General features: G+C 55.2%; 19 protein-coding genes and 1 riboswitch. Of the genes, 11 read left to right on the top strand and 8 right to left on the bottom strand.

Annotation, left to right across the window (positions count from 1 at the left end):
* Positions 1–5: 5 nt before the first annotated feature.
* Positions 6–332: a hypothetical protein gene (locus tag AC2A1E_RS14155; RefSeq protein WP_484384295.1), complete on the bottom strand. Its 327-nt coding sequence runs from the start codon at positions 330–332 to the stop codon at positions 6–8.
* A 559-nt stretch (positions 333–891) separates the two neighbouring features.
* On the opposite strand from AC2A1E_RS14155, the gene uvrB reads away from it, so the two are divergent.
* Positions 892–2904, top strand: coding sequence for an excinuclease ABC subunit UvrB (uvrB, locus tag AC2A1E_RS14150; RefSeq protein WP_484384294.1), 2013 nt, complete (start codon positions 892–894; stop codon positions 2902–2904).
* A gap of 97 nt (positions 2905–3001) precedes the next feature.
* On the top strand, positions 3002–3247 hold the full coding sequence (locus AC2A1E_RS14145) for a VF530 family protein (protein WP_459399375.1): 246 nt from the start codon (positions 3002–3004) through the stop codon (positions 3245–3247).
* Between the two features lies 1 nt (position 3248).
* Here the strand turns inward: AC2A1E_RS14145 and AC2A1E_RS14140 are convergent, their stop codons facing one another.
* Positions 3249–4166 carry a gluconeogenesis factor YvcK family protein gene (locus AC2A1E_RS14140; RefSeq protein ID WP_484384293.1) on the bottom strand — a complete coding sequence of 306 codons (918 nt, stop codon included), beginning with the start codon at positions 4164–4166 and terminating at the stop codon, positions 3249–3251.
* 262 nt (positions 4167–4428) lie between these two features.
* Positions 4429–4572, top strand: a riboswitch (molybdenum cofactor riboswitch).
* On the opposite strand from AC2A1E_RS14140, the gene moaA reads away from it, so the two are divergent.
* The 6 genes from moaA (at position 4559) to AC2A1E_RS14110 (ending at position 8409) form a co-directional block, all read left to right on the top strand.
* A complete protein-coding gene (gene moaA, locus AC2A1E_RS14135) occupies positions 4559–5545 on the top strand; it encodes a GTP 3',8-cyclase MoaA (RefSeq protein WP_484384292.1) in 987 nt (328 codons plus the stop codon). It overlaps the preceding riboswitch by 14 nt.
* 140 nt (positions 5546–5685) lie before the next feature.
* Complete coding sequence (gene moaB, locus AC2A1E_RS14130; protein WP_484384291.1) at positions 5686–6198, top strand: molybdenum cofactor biosynthesis protein B; 513 nt, start codon at positions 5686–5688, stop codon at positions 6196–6198.
* 3 nt (positions 6199–6201) lie between these two features.
* Positions 6202–6681: a cyclic pyranopterin monophosphate synthase MoaC gene (moaC, locus tag AC2A1E_RS14125; protein WP_484384290.1), complete on the top strand. Its 480-nt coding sequence runs from the start codon at positions 6202–6204 to the stop codon at positions 6679–6681.
* Positions 6678–6923, top strand: coding sequence for a molybdopterin synthase sulfur carrier subunit (gene moaD, locus AC2A1E_RS14120; protein ID WP_484384289.1), 246 nt, complete (start codon positions 6678–6680; stop codon positions 6921–6923). Before moaC ends, moaD begins: the two co-directional genes overlap by 4 nt.
* A gap of 2 nt (positions 6924–6925) precedes the next feature.
* Positions 6926–7378: a molybdopterin synthase catalytic subunit MoaE gene (gene moaE, locus AC2A1E_RS14115; RefSeq protein ID WP_484384288.1), complete on the top strand. Its 453-nt coding sequence runs from the start codon at positions 6926–6928 to the stop codon at positions 7376–7378.
* A gap of 323 nt (positions 7379–7701) precedes the next feature.
* Positions 7702–8409 (top strand): Bax inhibitor-1/YccA family protein, encoded by a 708-nt coding sequence (locus AC2A1E_RS14110; protein ID WP_459399368.1) that lies wholly within the window; start codon positions 7702–7704, stop codon positions 8407–8409.
* A gap of 149 nt (positions 8410–8558) precedes the next feature.
* On the opposite strand, the gene AC2A1E_RS14105 is transcribed toward AC2A1E_RS14110, so the two are convergent.
* The 5 genes from AC2A1E_RS14105 to AC2A1E_RS14085 form a co-directional block, all read right to left on the bottom strand.
* Entirely contained in the window at positions 8559–9665 is a 1107-nt protein-coding gene (locus AC2A1E_RS14105; RefSeq protein ID WP_459399367.1) for an ABC transporter permease, read from the bottom strand.
* Between the two features lie 9 nt (positions 9666–9674).
* Positions 9675–10811, bottom strand: coding sequence for an ABC transporter permease (locus tag AC2A1E_RS14100; RefSeq protein ID WP_484384287.1), 1137 nt, complete (start codon positions 10809–10811; stop codon positions 9675–9677).
* A complete protein-coding gene (locus tag AC2A1E_RS14095; protein WP_484384286.1) occupies positions 10808–12544 on the bottom strand; it encodes an ATP-binding cassette domain-containing protein in 1737 nt (578 codons plus the stop codon). The genes AC2A1E_RS14100 and AC2A1E_RS14095 overlap by 4 nt, the downstream gene beginning before the upstream one ends.
* 9 nt (positions 12545–12553) lie before the next feature.
* On the bottom strand, positions 12554–13534 hold the full coding sequence (gene hlyD, locus AC2A1E_RS14090) for a secretion protein HlyD (protein WP_484384285.1): 981 nt from the start codon (positions 13532–13534) through the stop codon (positions 12554–12556).
* Positions 13535–13633: 99 nt separating this feature from the next.
* Entirely contained in the window at positions 13634–14395 is a 762-nt protein-coding gene (locus tag AC2A1E_RS14085) for a transcriptional regulator (RefSeq protein ID WP_484384284.1), read from the bottom strand.
* A 304-nt stretch (positions 14396–14699) separates the two neighbouring features.
* On the opposite strand from AC2A1E_RS14085, the gene rhlE reads away from it, so the two are divergent.
* The 3 genes from rhlE to dusC all read left to right on the top strand — a co-directional run bounded on the left by rhlE (position 14700) and on the right by dusC (position 18201).
* Positions 14700–16058, top strand: a complete 1359-nt coding sequence (gene rhlE / locus AC2A1E_RS14080) for an ATP-dependent RNA helicase RhlE (protein ID WP_484384283.1) — start codon at positions 14700–14702, stop codon at positions 16056–16058.
* A gap of 351 nt (positions 16059–16409) precedes the next feature.
* Positions 16410–17183, top strand: a complete 774-nt coding sequence (locus AC2A1E_RS14075) for a CDP-diacylglycerol diphosphatase (protein ID WP_484384282.1) — start codon at positions 16410–16412, stop codon at positions 17181–17183.
* Between the two features lie 82 nt (positions 17184–17265).
* On the top strand, positions 17266–18201 hold the full coding sequence (gene dusC, locus AC2A1E_RS14070; RefSeq protein ID WP_484384281.1) for a tRNA dihydrouridine(16) synthase DusC: 936 nt from the start codon (positions 17266–17268) through the stop codon (positions 18199–18201).
* 11 nt (positions 18202–18212) lie between these two features.
* Here the strand turns inward: dusC and AC2A1E_RS14065 are convergent, their stop codons facing one another.
* A complete protein-coding gene (locus tag AC2A1E_RS14065; RefSeq protein ID WP_484384280.1) occupies positions 18213–19271 on the bottom strand; it encodes an AraC family transcriptional regulator in 1059 nt (352 codons plus the stop codon).
* Positions 19272–19342 lie beyond the last annotated feature (71 nt).

Genomic DNA, 19342 nt, shown 5'->3' with positions numbered 1-19342 from the left:
CGTGTTCACTCGTGGATGGGATGAGCGACTCCGTTTTCAGGTACAGTTATGCGGTGTGTAAAGAATTCAGCAATTCTCAGGCCAACTTTAATGGTATAGCGCAAAACGGGAGGTGTTACCGTTTTGTTAATTGCTGCGGCTGTGCTGGCGGAGGGGGCTGTGGGAGCCGAAAAAATGCCTGTCATTAACGCGGGAGGTTTTTGCACTTTTGTGGTGCGGCGTTGACGGGAAATGGTGCAAGTTCCGGCAGATTGTCGCAACAGGCAGTGACCTGAACGGGGAAGAAAGAAAATGAGATCTGGGCAATGACTGCTTTTAGTATTAATTGTCATAACCAAAGCCAGATTTTTGTGAAAAAATAACTAAAAAATCGCCTTAGACGACATTTTAGCGAGAAAACCGTTCTTTCTGTAACTCCCGGCTCCCATGGGGTAGTGTGAGTTATCCACCATTCCTGTGGATAACCTTGTGCATTATCCCTAGAAAAGCGGCGTAAACAGAGAGCGGACGCGGGTTGTGTTCGCGTTGCCCGTATTCTCGTCTTTTTTATAAAAACAATAATTATCAATAAGTTAATTAAAATCAAGCAAGCCAATAACAACTTGGCGCGCTACGCGTCATTTTTGCTCTGAATGCTATCGAGATGTTAATTATTGCCGGGCTCTGGGGATAAAATGGTGGTTGACAATAAAAATGCCACGCTGCTGTAACCTCCTTGGTGCACAGATGCTTGGTTAACGCACGCTAAAGCGACAAATCCACTTGAAGCTGGTTTTATATCCAGTATTATAAGCGCTGGCGAAGATCGCTAGGGTTTTCCATACTTAGGAGCCGCTGTTCGCAGATGCTATCCTCGTCGCCCGGTTGCCACTCGAATTATTCAGGGTATATATGAGCAAAATTTTCAAACTGCATTCAGAATTTGCACCGGCCGGCGATCAGCCGGAGGCCATTCGCAAGCTGGAAATGGGGCTGGAGGATGGCCTGGCGCACCAGACCTTGCTGGGGGTGACCGGATCGGGCAAGACCTTTACCATCGCTAACGTGATCGCCGATCTCAACCGGCCAACCATGGTGCTGGCACCGAATAAAACCCTGGCGGCACAGCTCTATGGCGAGATGAAAGAGTTCTTTCCCGAGAATGCGGTGGAGTATTTTGTCTCCTATTACGATTACTACCAACCGGAAGCCTACGTCCCTAGCTCCGATACCTTTATCGAGAAAGACGCCTCGATAAACGAACACATTGAACAGATGCGCCTTTCGGCCACCAAAGCGCTGCTTGAGCGGCGTGATGTGGTGGTGGTGGCATCGGTTTCTGCAATCTACGGCCTGGGCGATCCCGATCTTTACCTGAAGATGATGCTGCACCTGACCAAGGGCATGATCATCGATCAGCGCTCGATCCTGCGCCGCCTGGCTGAGCTGCAATATACCCGCAACGATCAGGCATTCCAGCGTGCCACTTTCCGCGTGCGCGGTGAAGTGATCGACATCTTCCCGGCGGAATCAGACGAACTGGCGCTGCGCGTCGAACTGTTTGACGAAGAGGTGGAACGCCTGTCGCTGTTTGATCCGCTCACCGGCCAGGTTGAGCAGGTGGTGCCCCGTTTCACCATCTACCCTAAATCCCACTACGTCACACCACGGGAACGTATCCTGCAGGCGATGGAGGAGATCAAGGTGGAACTGGAACAGCGGCGCAAGGTGTTGCTGGCTAACAATAAGCTGCTGGAAGAGCAACGCTTGGCACAGCGTACCCAGTTTGATCTGGAGATGATGAACGAACTGGGTTATTGCTCGGGCATCGAAAACTACTCGCGCTACCTCTCCGGGCGCGGCGAGGGCGAGCCGCCGCCGACGCTGTTCGACTACTTGCCCGCCGATGGCTTGCTGGTGGTAGACGAATCGCACGTTACCATTCCGCAGATTGGCGGTATGTTCAAAGGCGACCGTTCACGCAAAGAAACGCTGGTGGAATACGGTTTTCGTCTGCCTTCGGCGCTGGACAACCGGCCGATGCGCTTTGAAGAGTTTGAAGCGCTGGCCCCGCAAACCATCTATGTCTCCGCTACGCCGGGTAAATATGAGCTGGAAAAATCCGGTGGCGATATTATCGATCAGGTAGTGCGCCCAACCGGCCTGTTGGATCCTGTGGTGGAAGTCCGCCCGGTGACGACCCAGGTTGACGACCTGCTTTCCGAGATCCGCAAGCGCGTGGCGATCAACGAACGCGTGCTGGTGACTACGCTGACCAAACGCATGGCGGAAGACCTGACGGAATACCTGGAGGAACACGGCGAGCGGGTGCGTTATCTGCACTCGGATATCGACACCGTAGAACGTGTTGAAATCATCCGTGATTTGCGCCTTGGTGAGTTCGACGTGCTGGTGGGGATCAACCTGCTGCGGGAAGGATTGGACATGCCTGAGGTGTCGCTGGTGGCGATCCTGGACGCCGATAAAGAGGGCTTCCTGCGTTCAGAGCGCTCGCTGATCCAGACCATTGGCCGTGCAGCGCGTAACCTCAACGGTAAGGCGATTCTGTACGGCGACAGAATTACCGATTCCATGGCCAAGGCGATCGGTGAAACCGAACGCCGCCGCGCCAAGCAGCAGGCGCATAACGAAGCCAACGGCATTGTACCTAAGGGCCTGAACAAGAAAGTGGCCGATATTATGCAACTGGGGAACCCGAGTTCGCGTAGCAAGCACAAAGGCAGAGGCAAGGCGGCAGAAAGCGCGGCGCAGTACAAACACCTCACGCCAAAAGCATTGGATCAGAAAATCCGCGAGTTGGAAGGCCAGATGTATTCCCATGCGCAAAACCTGGAGTTCGAGCAGGCCGCCGCCGTACGCGACGAAATTCATCAGTTGCGCGAGCAGTTTATTGCGATTTCATAACTGCGCTAACTAGGAAGGCGACGGGTATAAATCCATTGCCGCGTGGGCGTTTACTGATTAAGGTATGCGCCCGAATTATTGATATGAGTTGCCGAGCATGACTGCACATCCATCAAAAGATCCGCTACATGGTATTACGCTGGAACAATTACTGAACAAGTTGGTGGAACAGTATGGCTGGAGCGGGCTGGCTGAACGCATCCGTATCAACTGTTTCAGCAGCGATCCGAGCATCAAGTCCAGCCTGAAGTTTTTGCGCCGCACGCCGTGGGCGCGCAAGCAGGTGGAAGATCTCTATATCGACACCGTCAGCGATAACCCGTGGCACCGTGGCAAGGACTGAACTAAGTACGGGTAGCCAGTTGCACCAGTGCCTGATCGAGCGCCAGACGCAGTAACTGGCGATCATGGCGGTAAGGGATATCGGCGGCTTCCAGCGGTTGTTTTACCACAATGCGATCGTGCATTTCGTCCGTGTTGATATGCGGGCCAACCACCACCGCATCAATCATTTTCCGGCCGATTCTCTCTTCCATCAGTTCCAGCTTTTGTTTGAGCGTCAGTGCTGCGGCAGCAACGCTCAGCTCACGCCCCAGATTACCGATATAGATCATGCTGGCACTGCTGCGGCGCAGGGCTTGAGTCAGATCGTCAAGCAGTAGCAGCGGCATCAGGCTGGTGAGGAAACTGCCTGGCCCAATCAGGATCAGTTCAGCTTGCGCAATGGCTTCCACGGCTTCACGCGTGGTACGCACATGCGGGTAAAGCATCAACTCTTGCGGCATAGTTGCCAGTTGGTCGATATTCACTTCGCCGTAAATCTGATTGCCTTCATGATCGTGCGCTTCCAGGTCCACCGGTTGTTCCGACATCGGGATCAGCGCTGCCTCGACTTTCAGCAGGTTGCGTACCAGATTGATCGCCTCCAACGGGCGCACGCTGAGATGATCCAGCGCTTTCAGCATCAGATTGCCCAGATTATGCCCGGCCAGTTCACCATTACCGCTAAAACGGTATTCAAACATCGCAGAAGCCACGCTGGGTTCGGTAATCAGCTGATTCAGGCAATTACGCGTATCACCCCAGGCGATACCGCCTTCGGAACGGCGGATACGGCCGGTAGAGCCCCCATTATCGGTTGTCGTGATAATACCGGTTAAACGGGATCCTAAAGACGACAGAGACGACATCACGCGGCCAAGACCATGACCACCACCTAATGCCACCACCCGATCGAGATCGGCGAGGGTTCGATTGCGCATAAAATTCCTTAATACACTGGGCGTTGACTGCCTGCATAAAGTAGCGGATTTAACGAGAAAACGCGAAAAAGAGTGTGGTTTGCGTGATTCTGGTCAATTCGCCTGCGTAACAGGTGTTTACTATGGTTAACCAGATTTGGATCCGTAAAATCGCTGTATATAAAATTATATAGCGTAATTGCGCGTTGGCTATCGCATTTGTTTCGCGCTAGAATTCTGCTGAAAACCACGGTTTCATTCGGGTTACCTCAGGTAGCCGGGATTGAAATCCAAACTCCTAGCCTTTGTGCCTACGTTGTTCCACGGGAACGATAGGGTGCCTGGGCCGTGGCGAAGTCAGCCACCAGGGTGCAGAGTGGAAACGCTCGCATCTCCCGTATTTGGAAGGTGTTATGGTACCGCAACTCATTGATGCTTTTGAGCGCAAGTTCTATTACTTGCGCCTGTCGATCACCGACGTGTGTAACTTTCGTTGCACCTATTGTCTGCCGGATGGCTACAAACCGAACGGCAGCCCCAAGACCTTTCTCTCGTTGGACGAAATCCGCCGCGTCAGCCGCGCGTTTGCCGAACTGGGTACTGAAAAAGTACGCCTGACCGGTGGCGAGCCCTCGTTGCGTCGCGACTTTACCGAGATCGTCGCCGCGGTGCGCGAAAACCCGGCGATCCGCACGCTGGCAGTGACCACCAATGGTTACCGCTTGGCGCGTGACGTGGCCCGCTGGCGCGATGCTGGCCTCACGGCGATTAACGTCAGCGTCGACAGCCTCGATCCACGCCAGTTTCACGCCATCACCGGGCAGGACAAATTTCGTCAGGTGATGGCAGGCATCGACGCTGCTTTTGCTGCCGGTTACCGCAAGGTCAAAGTCAACGTGGTGCTGATGCGTGATGTTAACCACCAGCAACTGGCCAGTTTTCTTCATTGGATCAAGGATCGCCCGATCCAACTGCGTTTTATTGAACTGATGGAAACCGGCGAAGGCAGTGAACTGTTCCGCAAACACCATGTTTCCGGCAACGTGATCCGCCAGCAACTGGAACAACAGGGTTGGCAACGTTTGGCGCGTGGTTATAGCGATGGCCCGGCGCAGGTGTTCAGCCACCCGGATTATCAGGGTGAGATTGGGCTGATCATGCCTTATGAGAAAGATTTCTGTGCCAGTTGCAACCGGTTGCGGGTTTCCGCCATTGGTAATCTGCACCTGTGCCTGTTTGGTGAACAAGGTATTACCCTGCGCGATCTGCTGGCGGATGACGCTCAGCTCGAAGAGCTGAAAATGCGTATTCAGGGCGGATTGCTTAGCAAAAAGCAGACGCATTTCTTGCATCAGGGTAATAGTGGCATCACGCAGAACTTATCGTTTATCGGCGGCTGATACCCGTATATTTCAAGCCACAGCGTTGATGCGCTCACCCCAGTCACTTACCTAAGTAAGCTCCTGGGGATTCACGCATTTGCCGCCTAGCTGTAACTTGAAATCTACAGGGTATCCACACTAGGGGAGCATATTTAGCTATGAGCCAGACCAGCAGCGAATTTATTCCAGCAAAAATTGCCATTCTGACCGTTTCGGACAGCCGTGGCGAAGCGGAAGATACCTCCGGCCAATATTTGCAGGAAGCGGCACAAGAAGCCGGGCATCAGGTGGTGGCACGCGCCATCGTTAAAGACAATATTTACCAGATCCGTGCGCAGGTTTCCGCGTGGATTGCCAGCGATAGCGTGCAGGCGGTGTTAATCAACGGTGGCACCGGTTTTACCGCCGGTGATAACACGCCCGAAGCCTTATTGCCGCTGTTTGACCGCGAAGTGGAAGGGTTTGGCGAACTGTTCCGCATGGTGTCGTTTGAAGAGATTGGCACCGCGACCATTCAGTCGCGCGCTCTGGCCGGTATCGCCAATCGGACGGTGATCTTCGCCATGCCGGGTTCCACCCGCGCTTGCCGAACCGCTTGGGAACGCATTATTGAAGAGCAGTTGGATGCGCGCCATCGTCCGTGCAACTTCCTGCCCCATATGAAGAAATAATTTATGACACAGTTAACCCATATCAATGCCGCAGGCGAAGCCCATATGGTGGATGTTTCTGCCAAGGCGGAAACGGTGCGTGAAGCGCGTGCCGAGGCTTTTGTTGAAATGCATGCCACGACGCTGGCGATGATTATTGACGGCAGCCATCACAAAGGGGACGTGTTTGCTACCGCGCGCATTGCCGGTATTCAGGCGGCGAAACGCACCTGGGAACTGATCCCGCTGTGCCACCCGTTGATGCTGAGTAAAGTGGAAGTGCAGCTCGAGGCACAGCCAGAACATAACCGCGTGCGCATCGAAACCTGCTGCCGCCTGACCGGCAAAACCGGAGTGGAAATGGAAGCGCTGACCGCCGCTTCGGTGGCGGCGCTCACCATTTACGATATGTGCAAAGCGGTACAGAAGGACATGGTGATCGGCCCGGTGCGGTTGCTGGCGAAAAGCGGTGGCAAGTCCGGTGATTTCAAGGTGGAGTTATGATCAATATTCTTTTCTTTGCGCAGGTACGTGAACTGGTGGGTACCAGTTCGCTGAGCGTGCCCGCGGAATACCCTACGGTAGAAGAACTGCGTAAAGCGCTGTGTGAACGCGGCGACCGTTGGGCGCTGGCGCTGGAGCCCGGCAAGCTACTGACGGCGGTCAACCAATCGCTGGTGGCGAGCGAGCATCCGCTGCGCGCCGGTGATGAAGTGGCCTTCTTCCCGCCGGTCACCGGGGGTTAAGCGTGGAAAATACCCGTATCCGCGTCGGCGCTGCCCCGTTCAGCGTTGGCGAAGAGTATCAATGGCTGGCGCAGTGTGACGACGACGGCGCAGTCGTCACCTTCACCGGCAAAGTGCGTAACCATAATCTGGGGGATGGCGTCAGCGCCTTATCGCTGGAGCATTATCCCTGTATGACCGAAAAAGCGCTGGCAGAGATTGTGGTCGAAGCGCGTGCCCGTTGGCCGTTGCAGCGGGTCACGGTGATCCACCGCGTCGGCGATCTGTTCCCTGGCGATGAGATTGTGTTTGTCGGCGTTACCAGCGGGCACCGCAGCCAAGCGTTCGACGCCGCGCAGTTCATCATGGATTACCTGAAAACCCGCGCACCTTTCTGGAAGCGTGAAGCTACCGAGCAAGGGGAACGCTGGGTCGAAGCCCGCGATACCGATCGGCAAGCGGCAAAACGCTGGTAAATCCCGCATCAACAGCGGAAGTATACTCTAAATAATTCGAGTTGCAGGACAAAAACGCAACGTGTTTTTGAACAGCACTTGTGCTGGCCCCGTAGGGGCGAGGCCCAGGATTGGGCCGAGTAACGCGGCAAGGGAGTGAAGCCCCAGGAGCATAGAACACTATGTGACTGGGGTGAACGAGCGCAGCTAACGCACATGCAACTTGAAGTATGACGAGTATAAATCAATACCTTTGCCGGTTCCGTGTAACGTTTTCTGTGATACGCTTATTACTGGCAGGGGTGTTTCCCCAAAACTTAGTTCACATGTAAAAGGTAACCGTCATGGACCGATATCCACGTAATGGTTCGATCGTCGAGCGTGCCAACAGCGGCATTCAGGCTTATATGGCGCAGGTTTATGGCTGGATGACCTGTGGTTTGCTGTTGACCGCGTTTGTGGCCTGGTATGCTTCACAAAGTGAAGCGATCATGTCTTTTATTTTCTCCAGCAATATTACGTTCTTTGGCCTGATTATTGCCCAGTTAGGGTTGGTGTTTGTGATTTCCGGCATGGTGAATCGCCTTAGCGGCACGGTGGCCACCGGGCTGTTCATGCTCTATTCGGCGTTAACCGGGCTCACGCTATCCAGTATCCTGTTGGTTTATACTGGCGCGTCGATCGCCAGCACCTTTGTGGTGACCGCCGGGATGTTCGGTGCTATGAGCCTGTACGGTTACACCACCAAGCGCGATCTGAGCGGTCTTGGCAGCATGTTGTTTATGGGGCTGATCGGCATTGTACTGGCTTCGCTGGTGAACATCTGGCTGAAAAGCCCGGCGCTGACCTGGGCGATTACCTACATCGGTGTGGTGGTGTTTGTCGGTTTGACGGCGTATGACACGCAAAAACTGAAAGCCCTGGGCGAGCAGTTGAATGCCGATGACCGAGACGGCTTCCGCAAATACGCCATCGTAGGCGCGCTGACGCTGTATCTTGACTTCATCAACCTGTTCCTGATGCTATTGCGCATTCTGGGCAACCGCCGCTAATACCCGTCGTCTTTCAAGCTGCAGCGTTGTTGGCTGCGCGCGTGGACCCCAGTCACTTACTTGAGTAAGCTCCTGGGGATCCACGCTCTTGCCGCCTAGCTGCAACTCGAAATCCATAGGGTATTCAGTGTGAATACCCTTTTTCTTGGTTAAGCAATCTTCCTTCTGAACATCGCATAAGCCGCGCTGCCGGTGGTAGCGGTGATCGCCAGCAATGGCCACAGGCTGTGCCAGATAATGCTGAAGCTGGCGTCCTTGAGGTAAATTTGTTTGGTAATATCGGTGAAGTGACGAATAGGGTTAGCCCAGGTGAGATGTTGCAGCCACACCGGCATGTTCTCTACTGGTGAAACATAGCCGGAAAGCAGGATCGCTGGCATCATAAACACGAACACGCCGATAAACGCCTGTTGCTGAGTGGCGCACAGCGACGAGATCAACAGCCCGAATCCCACCAGCGAAAGCCCGTAAATCAGCATGGTGGCGTAGAACAGCAACAGCGAACCGGCAAACGGGATCTGATAGGCAAAGATACCGATAAACAGCACGATCGACGCCTGAAAAGTGGCAACCACCAGCGCGGGCACCGCCTTGCCAATAAAGATCTGCCAGGTGGTCAGCGGCGACACCAGCAACTGCTCCAGCGTACCCTGCTCACGTTCACGCGCTACCGAAAGCGAAGTCACAATCAACACGCCGATGGTGGTGATCATCGCAATCAACGAAGGCACCACAAACCATTTGTAATCCAGATTCGGGTTATACCAGTTGCGCACCACCAGTTCGCTGTTGTTGGGCTTGGCGCGCCCGCCGATCAGCTCATTCTGATAATCCTGCACAATCTGCTGCACATAGTTGGCGGCGATCTGCGCGCTGTTGGAGTTGCGGCCATCGAGGATCAACTGCAACGCCGCCGTATTACCACTGGCGATATCGCGCGAAAAGTTGGCCGGGAAGCGGATCAGCAGCAGCGCTTTCTGGTTATCGATGGTGGTTTTGATCTCTTGCGGGCTGCGTAGCAGCAGGACGTGCGAAAACGCTTTGGCTTTGGCAAAGCGCTGGGTCAGCTCGATCGATGCTTGGCCGCTGTCCTCGCTGTACACCGCAATGGTGGCATTGGTCACTTCCAGCGTGGCGGCGAACGGGAATAGCAGCACCTGTAAGATCACCGGCATCACCAGAATGGCGCGGGTTTGCGGATCGCGCAGCAGCGACTGCATTTCTTTGACGATCAGTGTCCAGAGACGGTGAAACATATTCTCTCCTCAATCCAGCCGTCGCGGGGTTTTCCAAGCCGTTAGGCCGATAAACACCACCGCAGAAGCGATCAGAAACAGCAGGTTAACCAGCAGCACGCTGCCGATATTGCCTGCCAAAAACAGCGTTTGCAGCGTGCTGACAAAATAACGCGCCGGAATGACATAGGTCACCGCGCGAACCACGGCGGGCATGCTGTCGATCTGGAAAATAAAGCCGGAAAGCATAATTGACGGCAGAAAAGCGGCGTTCAGCGCCACCATTGCCGCGTTGAACTGGTTGCGGGTGATGGTGGAAATCAGCAGCCCCATGCCGAGCGTGCTGGCCAGGAACAGGCTGCTGATAACAAACAGGATCAGCAATGAACCCCGGTAGGGCACGCCGAGCACAAACACTGAAACCACCATGCACAGCACCATGGCGATCATGCCAAGGAAGTAATAAGGCACCAGCTTGGAGAGCAACAGTTCGCTGCGCGTCACCTGAGTGGACAGCAGTGCCTCCATGGTGCCGCGCTCCCATTCACGGGCGATCACCAGCGAAGTCAGGATCGCGCCAATCACCGTCATAATGATGGTGATCGCCCCAGGGATAATAAAGTGCTGGCTGATCGCCGCTGGGTTAAACCAGTAGCGCATCTGGATCTCAATCAACGGGGTTAATTGCTGCCCTTGATCGGTAGCGCGCTGCTGCTGCCAAATCTGCCAGACCCCTTGGGTATAGCCCTGCACAAAATTGGCGGTATTGGGCTCGCTGCCGTCGGTAATCACCTGCAACGGCGCGCGATCGGACGGCCGTGCCATATGCTCGGCGAAGTCGTTCGGGATCACCACCAGCCCACGGATGCTGCCCGCCTGCATCATTTGTATCAGCTGCTGGCGATTATCGCTGATGGTCGGTTCAATATAGGGTGAACCGGCAAAGGCATTGGCCAGATCGCGGGCTTCTTCACTGTGCTGTTCCAGCAGGATCCCCAAGCGCAGCTTGCTGGAGTCCAGATTGATGCCGTAACCGAAGATAAACAGCAACATCAGCGGGATGACGAAGGCGATCAGGCCGCTGCTCGGATCGCGCAGGATTTGCCGCGTTTCTTTCAGGCACAGCGCGCGCAGGCGCCGCCAGGAAAAGCCGCTGTTATCGCTCATGACGTTTCCTCTCGGTCGTAACCCTGTACCAGCTCGATAAACGCCTGTTCCATTGTAGGATTGGGGTTTTCGGCACTGGCGATCTGCTGTTTGAGTTCGTCCGGCGTACCGGCGGCGATAATCTTGCCGCGATACACCAGCCCGATGCGATCGCAGTATTCCGCCTCATCCATAAAGTGGGTGGTGACCATCACCGTGACGCCTTTATCCACCATACCGTTGATATGCAGCCAGAACTCGCGGCGGGTAAGGGGATCAACCCCCGAGGTGGGCTCATCAAGAAACAGAATATCCGGCTCATGCATCAGCGCGCAGGCCAGCGCCAGCCGCTGTTTGAAACCGAGCGGCAAAGAATCCGGCGCCTGGTTGAGGATCGGGCCGAAGTTGAAAGCGGTAGACATCTCGTTGATCTTATCGCGCTGCGCCTTGCCGCTCAGGCCATACACGCCAGAGAAAAATTTCAGGTTCTGCGCCACCGTCAGGTTGCCGTACAGCGAGAACTTCTGCGCCATATAGCCCAGGTGCTGGCGCGCTTTGCCGGAGCTGGTTTTCAGATCCATCCCCAGCACCAGCGCTTTGCCGTCGCTCGGTACCAGCAAACCGCACATCATCTTGAAGGTGGTGGACTTACCGGCCCCGTTGGGACCGAGCAGGCCGAAGATTTCACCCCGTTGCACCTTGAAATCCACATGATCGGTAGCGGCAAAATGGCCAAACCTTTTCGTTAACCCTTGCGCTTCAATCACCGTTTCCGAACTATCGCCCGCCACGGTGGGCATGATCTCCGCCAGCGCCGATTTGCTGCTTGGCCCGCCGCCGAGCAGATCGATAAACGCATCCTCAAAACGCGGATCTGCTTCAGTCAGTTCGGCAGTGGGTAGCTCCAGATCGCGTAATATCTGCTGATGGTCTTCTCCCGGTTTCAGGATCAAGCGCAGATACTTACCCTGAATCACGCCATCGCTGACGGTAGGCAAACAGATCGCCTGTTGCAGCAGCGCACGGTGGCTACCAGCCGGAACCTCGATCAGCACGGTGCGCCCGGCCATGCGTTGGGTAAGTTCCTGCGGCGCGCCGCTGAACAGCAATTCGCCCTCGTTCATCAGCAGCACTTCGCGGCACTGTTCGGCTTCGTCCAGATACGAGGTGCTCCAGAGGATCAGCATGCCGTCGTTGGCCAGTTCATGCACCATGCGCCACAGTTCGCGGCGCGATATCGGGTCGACCCCAACGCCGGGTTCGTCCAGTAACAATACCTGCGGTTGGCCGAGCAAGGTACAGGCCAGCCCGAGTTTCTGCTTCATGCCGCCGGAAAGTTTGCCCGCCAAGCGTTCGGTAAAACGGGTCAGATCGGTAAAGGTCAGCAGCCGTTCGAAGGTTTGTTTGCGCAGATCGCCGGTGACGCCGCGCAGGTCGGCGTACAGCGTCAGGTTTTCCATCACCGTCAGGTCTTCATACAGGCCGAATTTCTGCGGCATGTAGCCGAGAATGGCGTGCAGTTGGCGATCTTGAACGATCGGATCCAGCCCGGCGACGCGCAGTTGGCCACTGCTGGGTTTCAGCAATCCGGCCAGCATGCGTAACAGGGTGGTTTTGCCCGCGCCGTCGGGGCCGACCAGCCCGGTGACCGCCCCGCTGCGCAACGTCGTCGTCAGGCTGGCAACCGCCGGTTTGGTGAGTGACGGGAAGCGCTTCTCCAGCGCCACCAGTTCAATCGTGTGTGCCTGTTCCATCACCCTTCCTTACGGCTGTGTGAAACGGAGGGTGACCGGCATGCCCTGGCGTAATGCATCGTCGGCATCGGTGACAATCACCCGCAGGCGATACACCAGATCGGTACGCAGATCCGGCGTTTCGACGCTTTTCGGGGTAAATTCGGCGGTAGGTGAAACAAAACCAATCTTGCCGTGATAGGGCTGGCCGGGGCGGCTGTCGGTATAAATGCTCAGTTCCGCCCCTGGAACCGCTTTGCCCAGGCTGGCTTCATTAATATAGGCGCGTACCCATACCGGTTCGGTCAGCGACAGGGTAAACACCGTGCTGCCCGCCGCGAGCATGGTGCCGGGTTCAACCGCCCGCGTCAGGACGGTGCCCGCGGAGGGGGAAATCAGCGTGGTGTCTTGCAGATTCAACTGCGCCTGTGCCAGTACTGCCTCGGTTTGCGCCAGATTGGCTCTGGCTTCGGCGATTTGCTGAGGGCGGTTACCGCTCAGGTATTGCGTCAGTTTATCTTTCGCCGCCTGTAGGTTGGCCTGAGCCTGATTGCGTAGGGTACGGGCGTCTTCCAACGCATCGGCGGAAGTGGCCTTTTTCGCCCATAAACCCTGCTGCCGTTGCAGGAAGCTATCGGCATAGTTGAAGGCCGAGAGGCGCTGCGCTACTTCCGAGCGCACCTGGGCGATCTCTTCATCACGATAACCGGCCTGCAACAGCGCCAGCTTGGCGGTAGCGCTGGCGACGTTGGCCTGTGCCTGCTGCAACGCATTAAGGTTAGGGGCATCATCCAGTTTGCCGAGCAACTGCCCCGGTTGCACGCTGTCCCCTTCGTCAACCGCCAGCGTGGCGAGCCGCCCGTCGACGCGGAAGCCCAGATTCACCGTGCGAATATCCACGTTACCGTACAGCGTCAGCGGTTTTTCCTGCTGTTGTTGGTAATGCCAGATGCCGTAGGCGGCAATTAACACGATAACGATGCCAATAATGCCAATTTTTTTCTTGTTCATAATGCTTCCTGTCGGTTGCAGTGTGAAAGAAGGGGGGCCATACCCTAAATAATTCGAGTTGCAAGAAGGCGGCAACGCAGCGAGTCCCCAGGAGCTTACTCAAGTAAGTGACTGGGGTGAGCGAGGAAAGCCAACGCACATGCAACTTGAAGTATGACGGGTATATGCGCCGTAACGCTGGCGCAGCCCATTAACCAGAATCTCGATATGTTCAGCCAGCACGGCGCTGATCTGCGCGGCCTCATCGCTGCCGATCTGCTGCCAACCCGCCTGACGGCGCACGGTTTCACGCGCGACGCGGAATGACAGCACCTCGCCAATCAGCGCGTGGGTATGCAGCACAATCTTGGTCGATTGCGCATCGAGGCCGGTATAGCCCGCCAGCAAGCGGCACAGCATCTGGTGCAAGGGCGCAATCACCTGCTGGTGGATTAGCGGATAAGCGTCGGTAGGGGAGAGCTGTTCGCGCGACATGATTTTGCTCAGGTTGAGCGTTTGCGGCTGGGTCATTAATTCACTGAAGTCCAGCAAGCCACGTTTGAGGTGGTACAGATACCGCTCCGGCGGGCGCTGTGGCGCTGGCAGCAGCCAGAAATCTTCGACTTCCTGGCTTTGCGTACGGAAAGTTTGCTGAATAAAATCGGCGATCCACTGTGCCACTGCCAGATACAAGCCCTCTTTCGAGTTGAAATAATAGGTGATGGCAGCGATGTTCTGCCCGGCGCGCTGGGCGATCTCCCGCGTTGTGGCTCCCTGAAGTCCGTATTCGCCGAACACTTCAATGGCGGCCGCGAGCAGTTGTTGGCGCGCCTGTTCACCGCGTGCCCGGCTGGGAGTATGTTGATTGTCCGTTGATGGCATGACTGACTCACAAAAGTTAATCATATGATTGATTAACTTTAGGCCCGGTAGTACGGAATGTAAACAGCAGTTTGGCTTTATTGCTGGATAGCTGACTCTTATTACGCAAAATTGCTTCTTTTTGTTCGATTTCTGTTACAATCAGCCGCTTGGTGCACTGCAGTTTGTGCCAATCCCTCGTGGTATGCCGAGGTTGTGCCGCAAACAAAAACGCGAGCACCGCCTTATGCCCCGTCTGATCATCCTCCCAGGAAACTGCACCGAACATTGTTAGGTTAGGGGGGATCTGGAGTTTTTCTCTACTATGTCATTTGAAAACCTCGGCTTAAGTGCCGAAATTCTGCGCGCTGTTGAAGAACAGGGCTATCGCGAACCTACGCCAATTCAACGTCAGGCAATCCCTGTCGTCTTGGAAGGTCGTGACCTGATGGCCAGCGCCCAGACCGGTACCGGTAAAACCGCTGGTTTTACCCTGCCGCTGTTGCAGTTGCTGAGCAAGCATGATCATCCGATCAAAGGCCGCCGCCCGGTGCGTGCGCTGATCCTGACGCCAACCCGCGAGTTGGCTGCACAGATCGGCGAAAACGTCGAGTCTTACAGTAAACACCTGCGCTTGCGTTCGCTGGTGGTGTTTGGTGGCGTGAGCATCAACCCGCAGATGATGAAGCTGCGCGGCGGCGTCGATATTCTGGTGGCAACACCGGGCCGCCTGCTGGATCTGGAACATCAGAACGCGGTCGATCTGTCCAAGATTGAAATTCTGGTGCTGGATGAAGCAGACCGCATGCTGGATATGGGCTTTATCCATGATATCCGCCGCGTGCTGTCCAAGCTGCCAGCGAAGCGCCAGAACCTGCTGTTTTCTGCCACCTTCTCCGATGAGATCAAAGGGCTGGCCAGCAAACTGCTGCACAACCCGGCGTCGGTGGAAGTGGCTCGCCGCAACACCGCTTCCGAGCAGATCGAGCAGAGCGTTCACTTTGTGGATAAAAAGCGCAAGCGTGAACTGCTTTCCCAGATGATTGGCGAAGGTGATTGGAAGCAGGTGCTGGTATTTAACCGTACCAAGCACGGCGCGAACCATCTGGCTGAACAGCTGAATAAAGATGGCATTACCGCCGCGGCTATTCATGGCAACAAAAGCCAAGGGGCACGTACGCGTGCGCTGGCCGACTTTAAAGACGGCAAAATCCGTGTGCTGGTGGCGACCGATATCGCTGCACGCGGTCTGGATATCGATCAGTTGCCACACGTGGTGAACTACGAGTTGCCAAACGTGCCGGAAGATTACGTGCACCGCATTGGCCGTACCGGCCGTGCCGAATGCACCGGTGAAGCGATTTCGCTGGTGTGCGTGGATGAACACAAACTGCTGCGTGATATCGAACGCCTGCTGAAGCGTGAAATCCCGCGTATTGCCCTGCCGGGTTATGAGCCGGATCCGTCGATTAAGGCGGAGCCGATCATCAACGGGCGTCAGGGCGGTGGCCGTGGTGCGTCAAATAGCGGCGGTCAGCGTGCGAGTCACGGTGGTCAACGCACGGGTAACGCCGGTGGTCAACGCGAAAATCGCGGTGGCGGCAGCGCCCGCCCACAGGGTGATGGCAAGCCGCGTTCTGGAGCGCCTGCGCGCCGTCCGCGTAGCCGCAAACCGGGCGAGTAAGCCTAAAAAAGCCGCTATTTATTGGCGGCTAATAAGAGAGCACCTACACCCTGTGAGCGCTATGCTGACAGGGTGTTTTTCTTTCTGCCTCCGTCAGCAATGTGGTGGGTCGTATTGGGGTATTTTCAGGTATTTTGATGGGCCGAATTGTACTATACCCAAAATAATTCGAGTGGCTTGTAGGCGGCAACAGAGCGAATCCCCAGGAGCTTACACCAGTAAGTGACTGGGGTGAGTGAGGGCAGCCAATACCCAAGCAACTTGAAGTATGAAGGGGATATAGGTATCAATAATACGCTTTTGCTTGGTTTCCGGCGGCTCTCACGTGCAGGTTATAAGACAGAGAAACAGATGATAAAACTCACTCATTTATACATCCGGCACGGGCTACTGTTGTTGGGGGTTTTATTGCTGGCAGGATGTGCGCGTTCAGACGCTTTGTGGGGCGTGGTGGATAAGCTCTGCATGGTGAATTATCAGCAAAAGCACAGTCCCGCTCCTTGCCAGCAGATTTATCTGCCCCCAGGCCAAGGCAAAGAGCAGGGGTTCAGCGTTATCCAAAACCCGCGTTATCCCTTTCATTTTATTCTTGTTCCTACCACACCGTTATCGGGTATTGAAAGCCCTCAGCTTTTGATGGATGGGCGCACGGATTACTTTGGCTACGCTTGGCTGATGCGCCACCTGTTAGCGTCCGAATATGGCCAGCCAGTGCCCGAGGATAGGTTGGGAATGGCGATCAATTCGGCTTATGGCCGCAGTCAGAATCAGTTGCATATTCACCTGACCTGCCTGCGTGAAGATGTGTACCGCCAGCTTCAGGCAGAACGTCCTTATATACAGGATAACTGGTCGCCATTGCCTGATAAGTTATTGCAGCACACCTATTACGCGCGTCGGGTGGTACAACCGGCGGCGATGGGGATTTACCCGATCCAATCCGTCGCCAGTTATTTTCATCTGTCGCCGCAGCAGTTAGCAGAGTACGGCGTAGCCTTGGTGCCAACCCAGTTCTCTGGGCAAAAAGGCTTTATCCTGCTGACAACAAAACGCGGTTGGGATAGCGGCAACCGTGCGTCGGTAGAGTCACTGCTGGATAAAAAGTGCGCGATTTTACCGCGTTAACACTATTTAATCGCCGCCAGAAGGCTTGTCTGACGCCGCCTTTCGCCCGTATCATGGCGCGTCTTTTTTTGCTGGGGTAGTCATGCGCGTATTTTTAGCTCCGATGGAGGGGGTTCTCGACTCTCTGGTGAGGGAATTGCTCACCGAGGTGAACGATTACGATCTCTGCATCACCGAATTTCTGCGCGTGGTCGATCAACTGTTGCCCGCAAAATCCTTCTATCGCCTCTGCCCCGAGCTTGAACATGCCAGCCGCACCCCTTCGGGTACGCTGGTTCGTGTGCAACTGCTCGGCCAATACCCACAATGGCTGGCGGAAAATGCTGCCCGCGCGGTGGAACTGGGATCGTATGGCGTCGATCTGAACTGTGGTTGCCCTTCAAAACACGTCAACGGCAGCGGCGGTGGTGCCACCTTGCTGAAAGATCCTGAACTGATTTATCAAGGGGCCAAAGCGATGCGCGCTGCGGTGCCCGCCCATTTACCGGTTTCGGTTAAAGTGCGCTTGGGGTGGGATTCGAACAGCCGTAGCTTTGAAATCGCTGACGCGGTGCAACAGGCCGGAGCCACCGAGCTGGCGGTGCATGGGCGTACCAAAGAGGATGGTTATCAGGCCGATCGCATCAACTGGCCCGCTATCGGTGAGATCCGCCAGCGGTTGTCTATTCCGGTGATCGCCAACGGTGAAATCTGGGATTACCAGAGCGCGCAGGATTGTATGCAGATAACCGGCTGTGATGCGGTCATGCTGGGGCGCGGTGCGCTGAACTTGCCTAACCTGAGCCGGATGGTGAAATACAACGAGCCGCGCATGCCGTGGCCGCAGGTGGTGCAGTTGCTGCAAAAATATGTTCATCTGGAAAAGCAGGGCGATACCGGTTTGTATCACGTGGCGCGTATCAAACAGTGGCTTGGCTATTTACGTAAAGAGTATCAGGAGGCCAACGCGCTGTTTACCGAGGTCCGCACGTTGAAAACCTCAGGCGATATTGCGCGGGCAATTAACCGGGCGAACTGATCGGTTTACCCTTAATCATAAACGGCGCACCCATTGCGGTAGCGCAGCGGCGAAACGTTCATCTTGTTACGGAAGAAGCGGCTGAAGGCGGCCTGAGAGGAAAAGCCGAGCCGTTCGCTGATATCGCTGAGGGTCAGGTTACGCTGTTGCAGCAGGCGGCAAGCCTCTTCCATTTTGGTCTGCTGTGCCAACTCGGTAAAGTTCTGGCCTTCATGCTGTAACTTGCGTTGCAGCGTCCAGCGTGGCATCGACATCTTTTGGCAAATCAGCGTGATTTCATTGGCCGGATTGGGCTGGTGTGATCTTGAGTTTTGGTAATGTGCTCTGAGACAGTTTTTCACCTGCATAGTGAGTGGGGCAGCGTTGCTGGTAAGGGTGTTGATCTCGCTATCGGCGGCTTTCTGGATAGTTTCGAACAGTTTGCGGTTATAAAAATCATAAGGCCTGTCGATATTTTGCTTGCTGAAGGTGAGGGTGTTGCGTGCGGCATTCATCTGGCAACTGAAACCCAACAGCGCTGACAGGTGCTGAGATTGCCTTGCGCTGGAGCAGGCACCTTTCAGCGTAACCTGAATCGAAGCGTAAGTTTGCCGATCGTAGTGGCCGATGAGTTCCGCCAGAATAATAAAATTACCCAATGGCGATGCCAGCGAGGCGCTCAGTATTTCGGGGCCGCTGTTGAGGTATTCCAGCATCAGTTGCTCATCATTTTCATAGACTTGAATATGGTCGGTCTGCCCAATGATATCGCGGTATTTCAGGTAATTTGCCACACCTTGGCGTAGGCTGCGGCTGTTGGTCAACAGCGAAGACAGGGTGCCCCAGGAGCGGAAAATATCCGTTAGGGCGAAATCCGGCTGATAGTCGTTAAACAGGAACTCACGCTTTTCTTCCACCAGAATCATCAGGCGATAGTGCTGTGCCGCAGAAATCCGGCTATCTGACTGGGTGAGCTCATAGGGGGAGATCCCGGTGCGGTGGTGGATCAACGCTGCGGGTACGTCTAGCTGTTGCAGAAAGGAAAACAGAAATCGGGAAACAATATTGGAAACCGTTTTGCTGTTACTCATGCTGTTATTCCGCTATCCATGGCAAAGAGTGAAATACCCAAGGGTATTTCACTCTTATCATCAAGTTATGT

Source organism: Serratia sp. HNCC26DJ206 (assembly GCF_057180605.1).
Note: the sequence above shows the minus strand (reverse complement) of the source record. Positions and strands in the feature narration are given on the sequence as shown.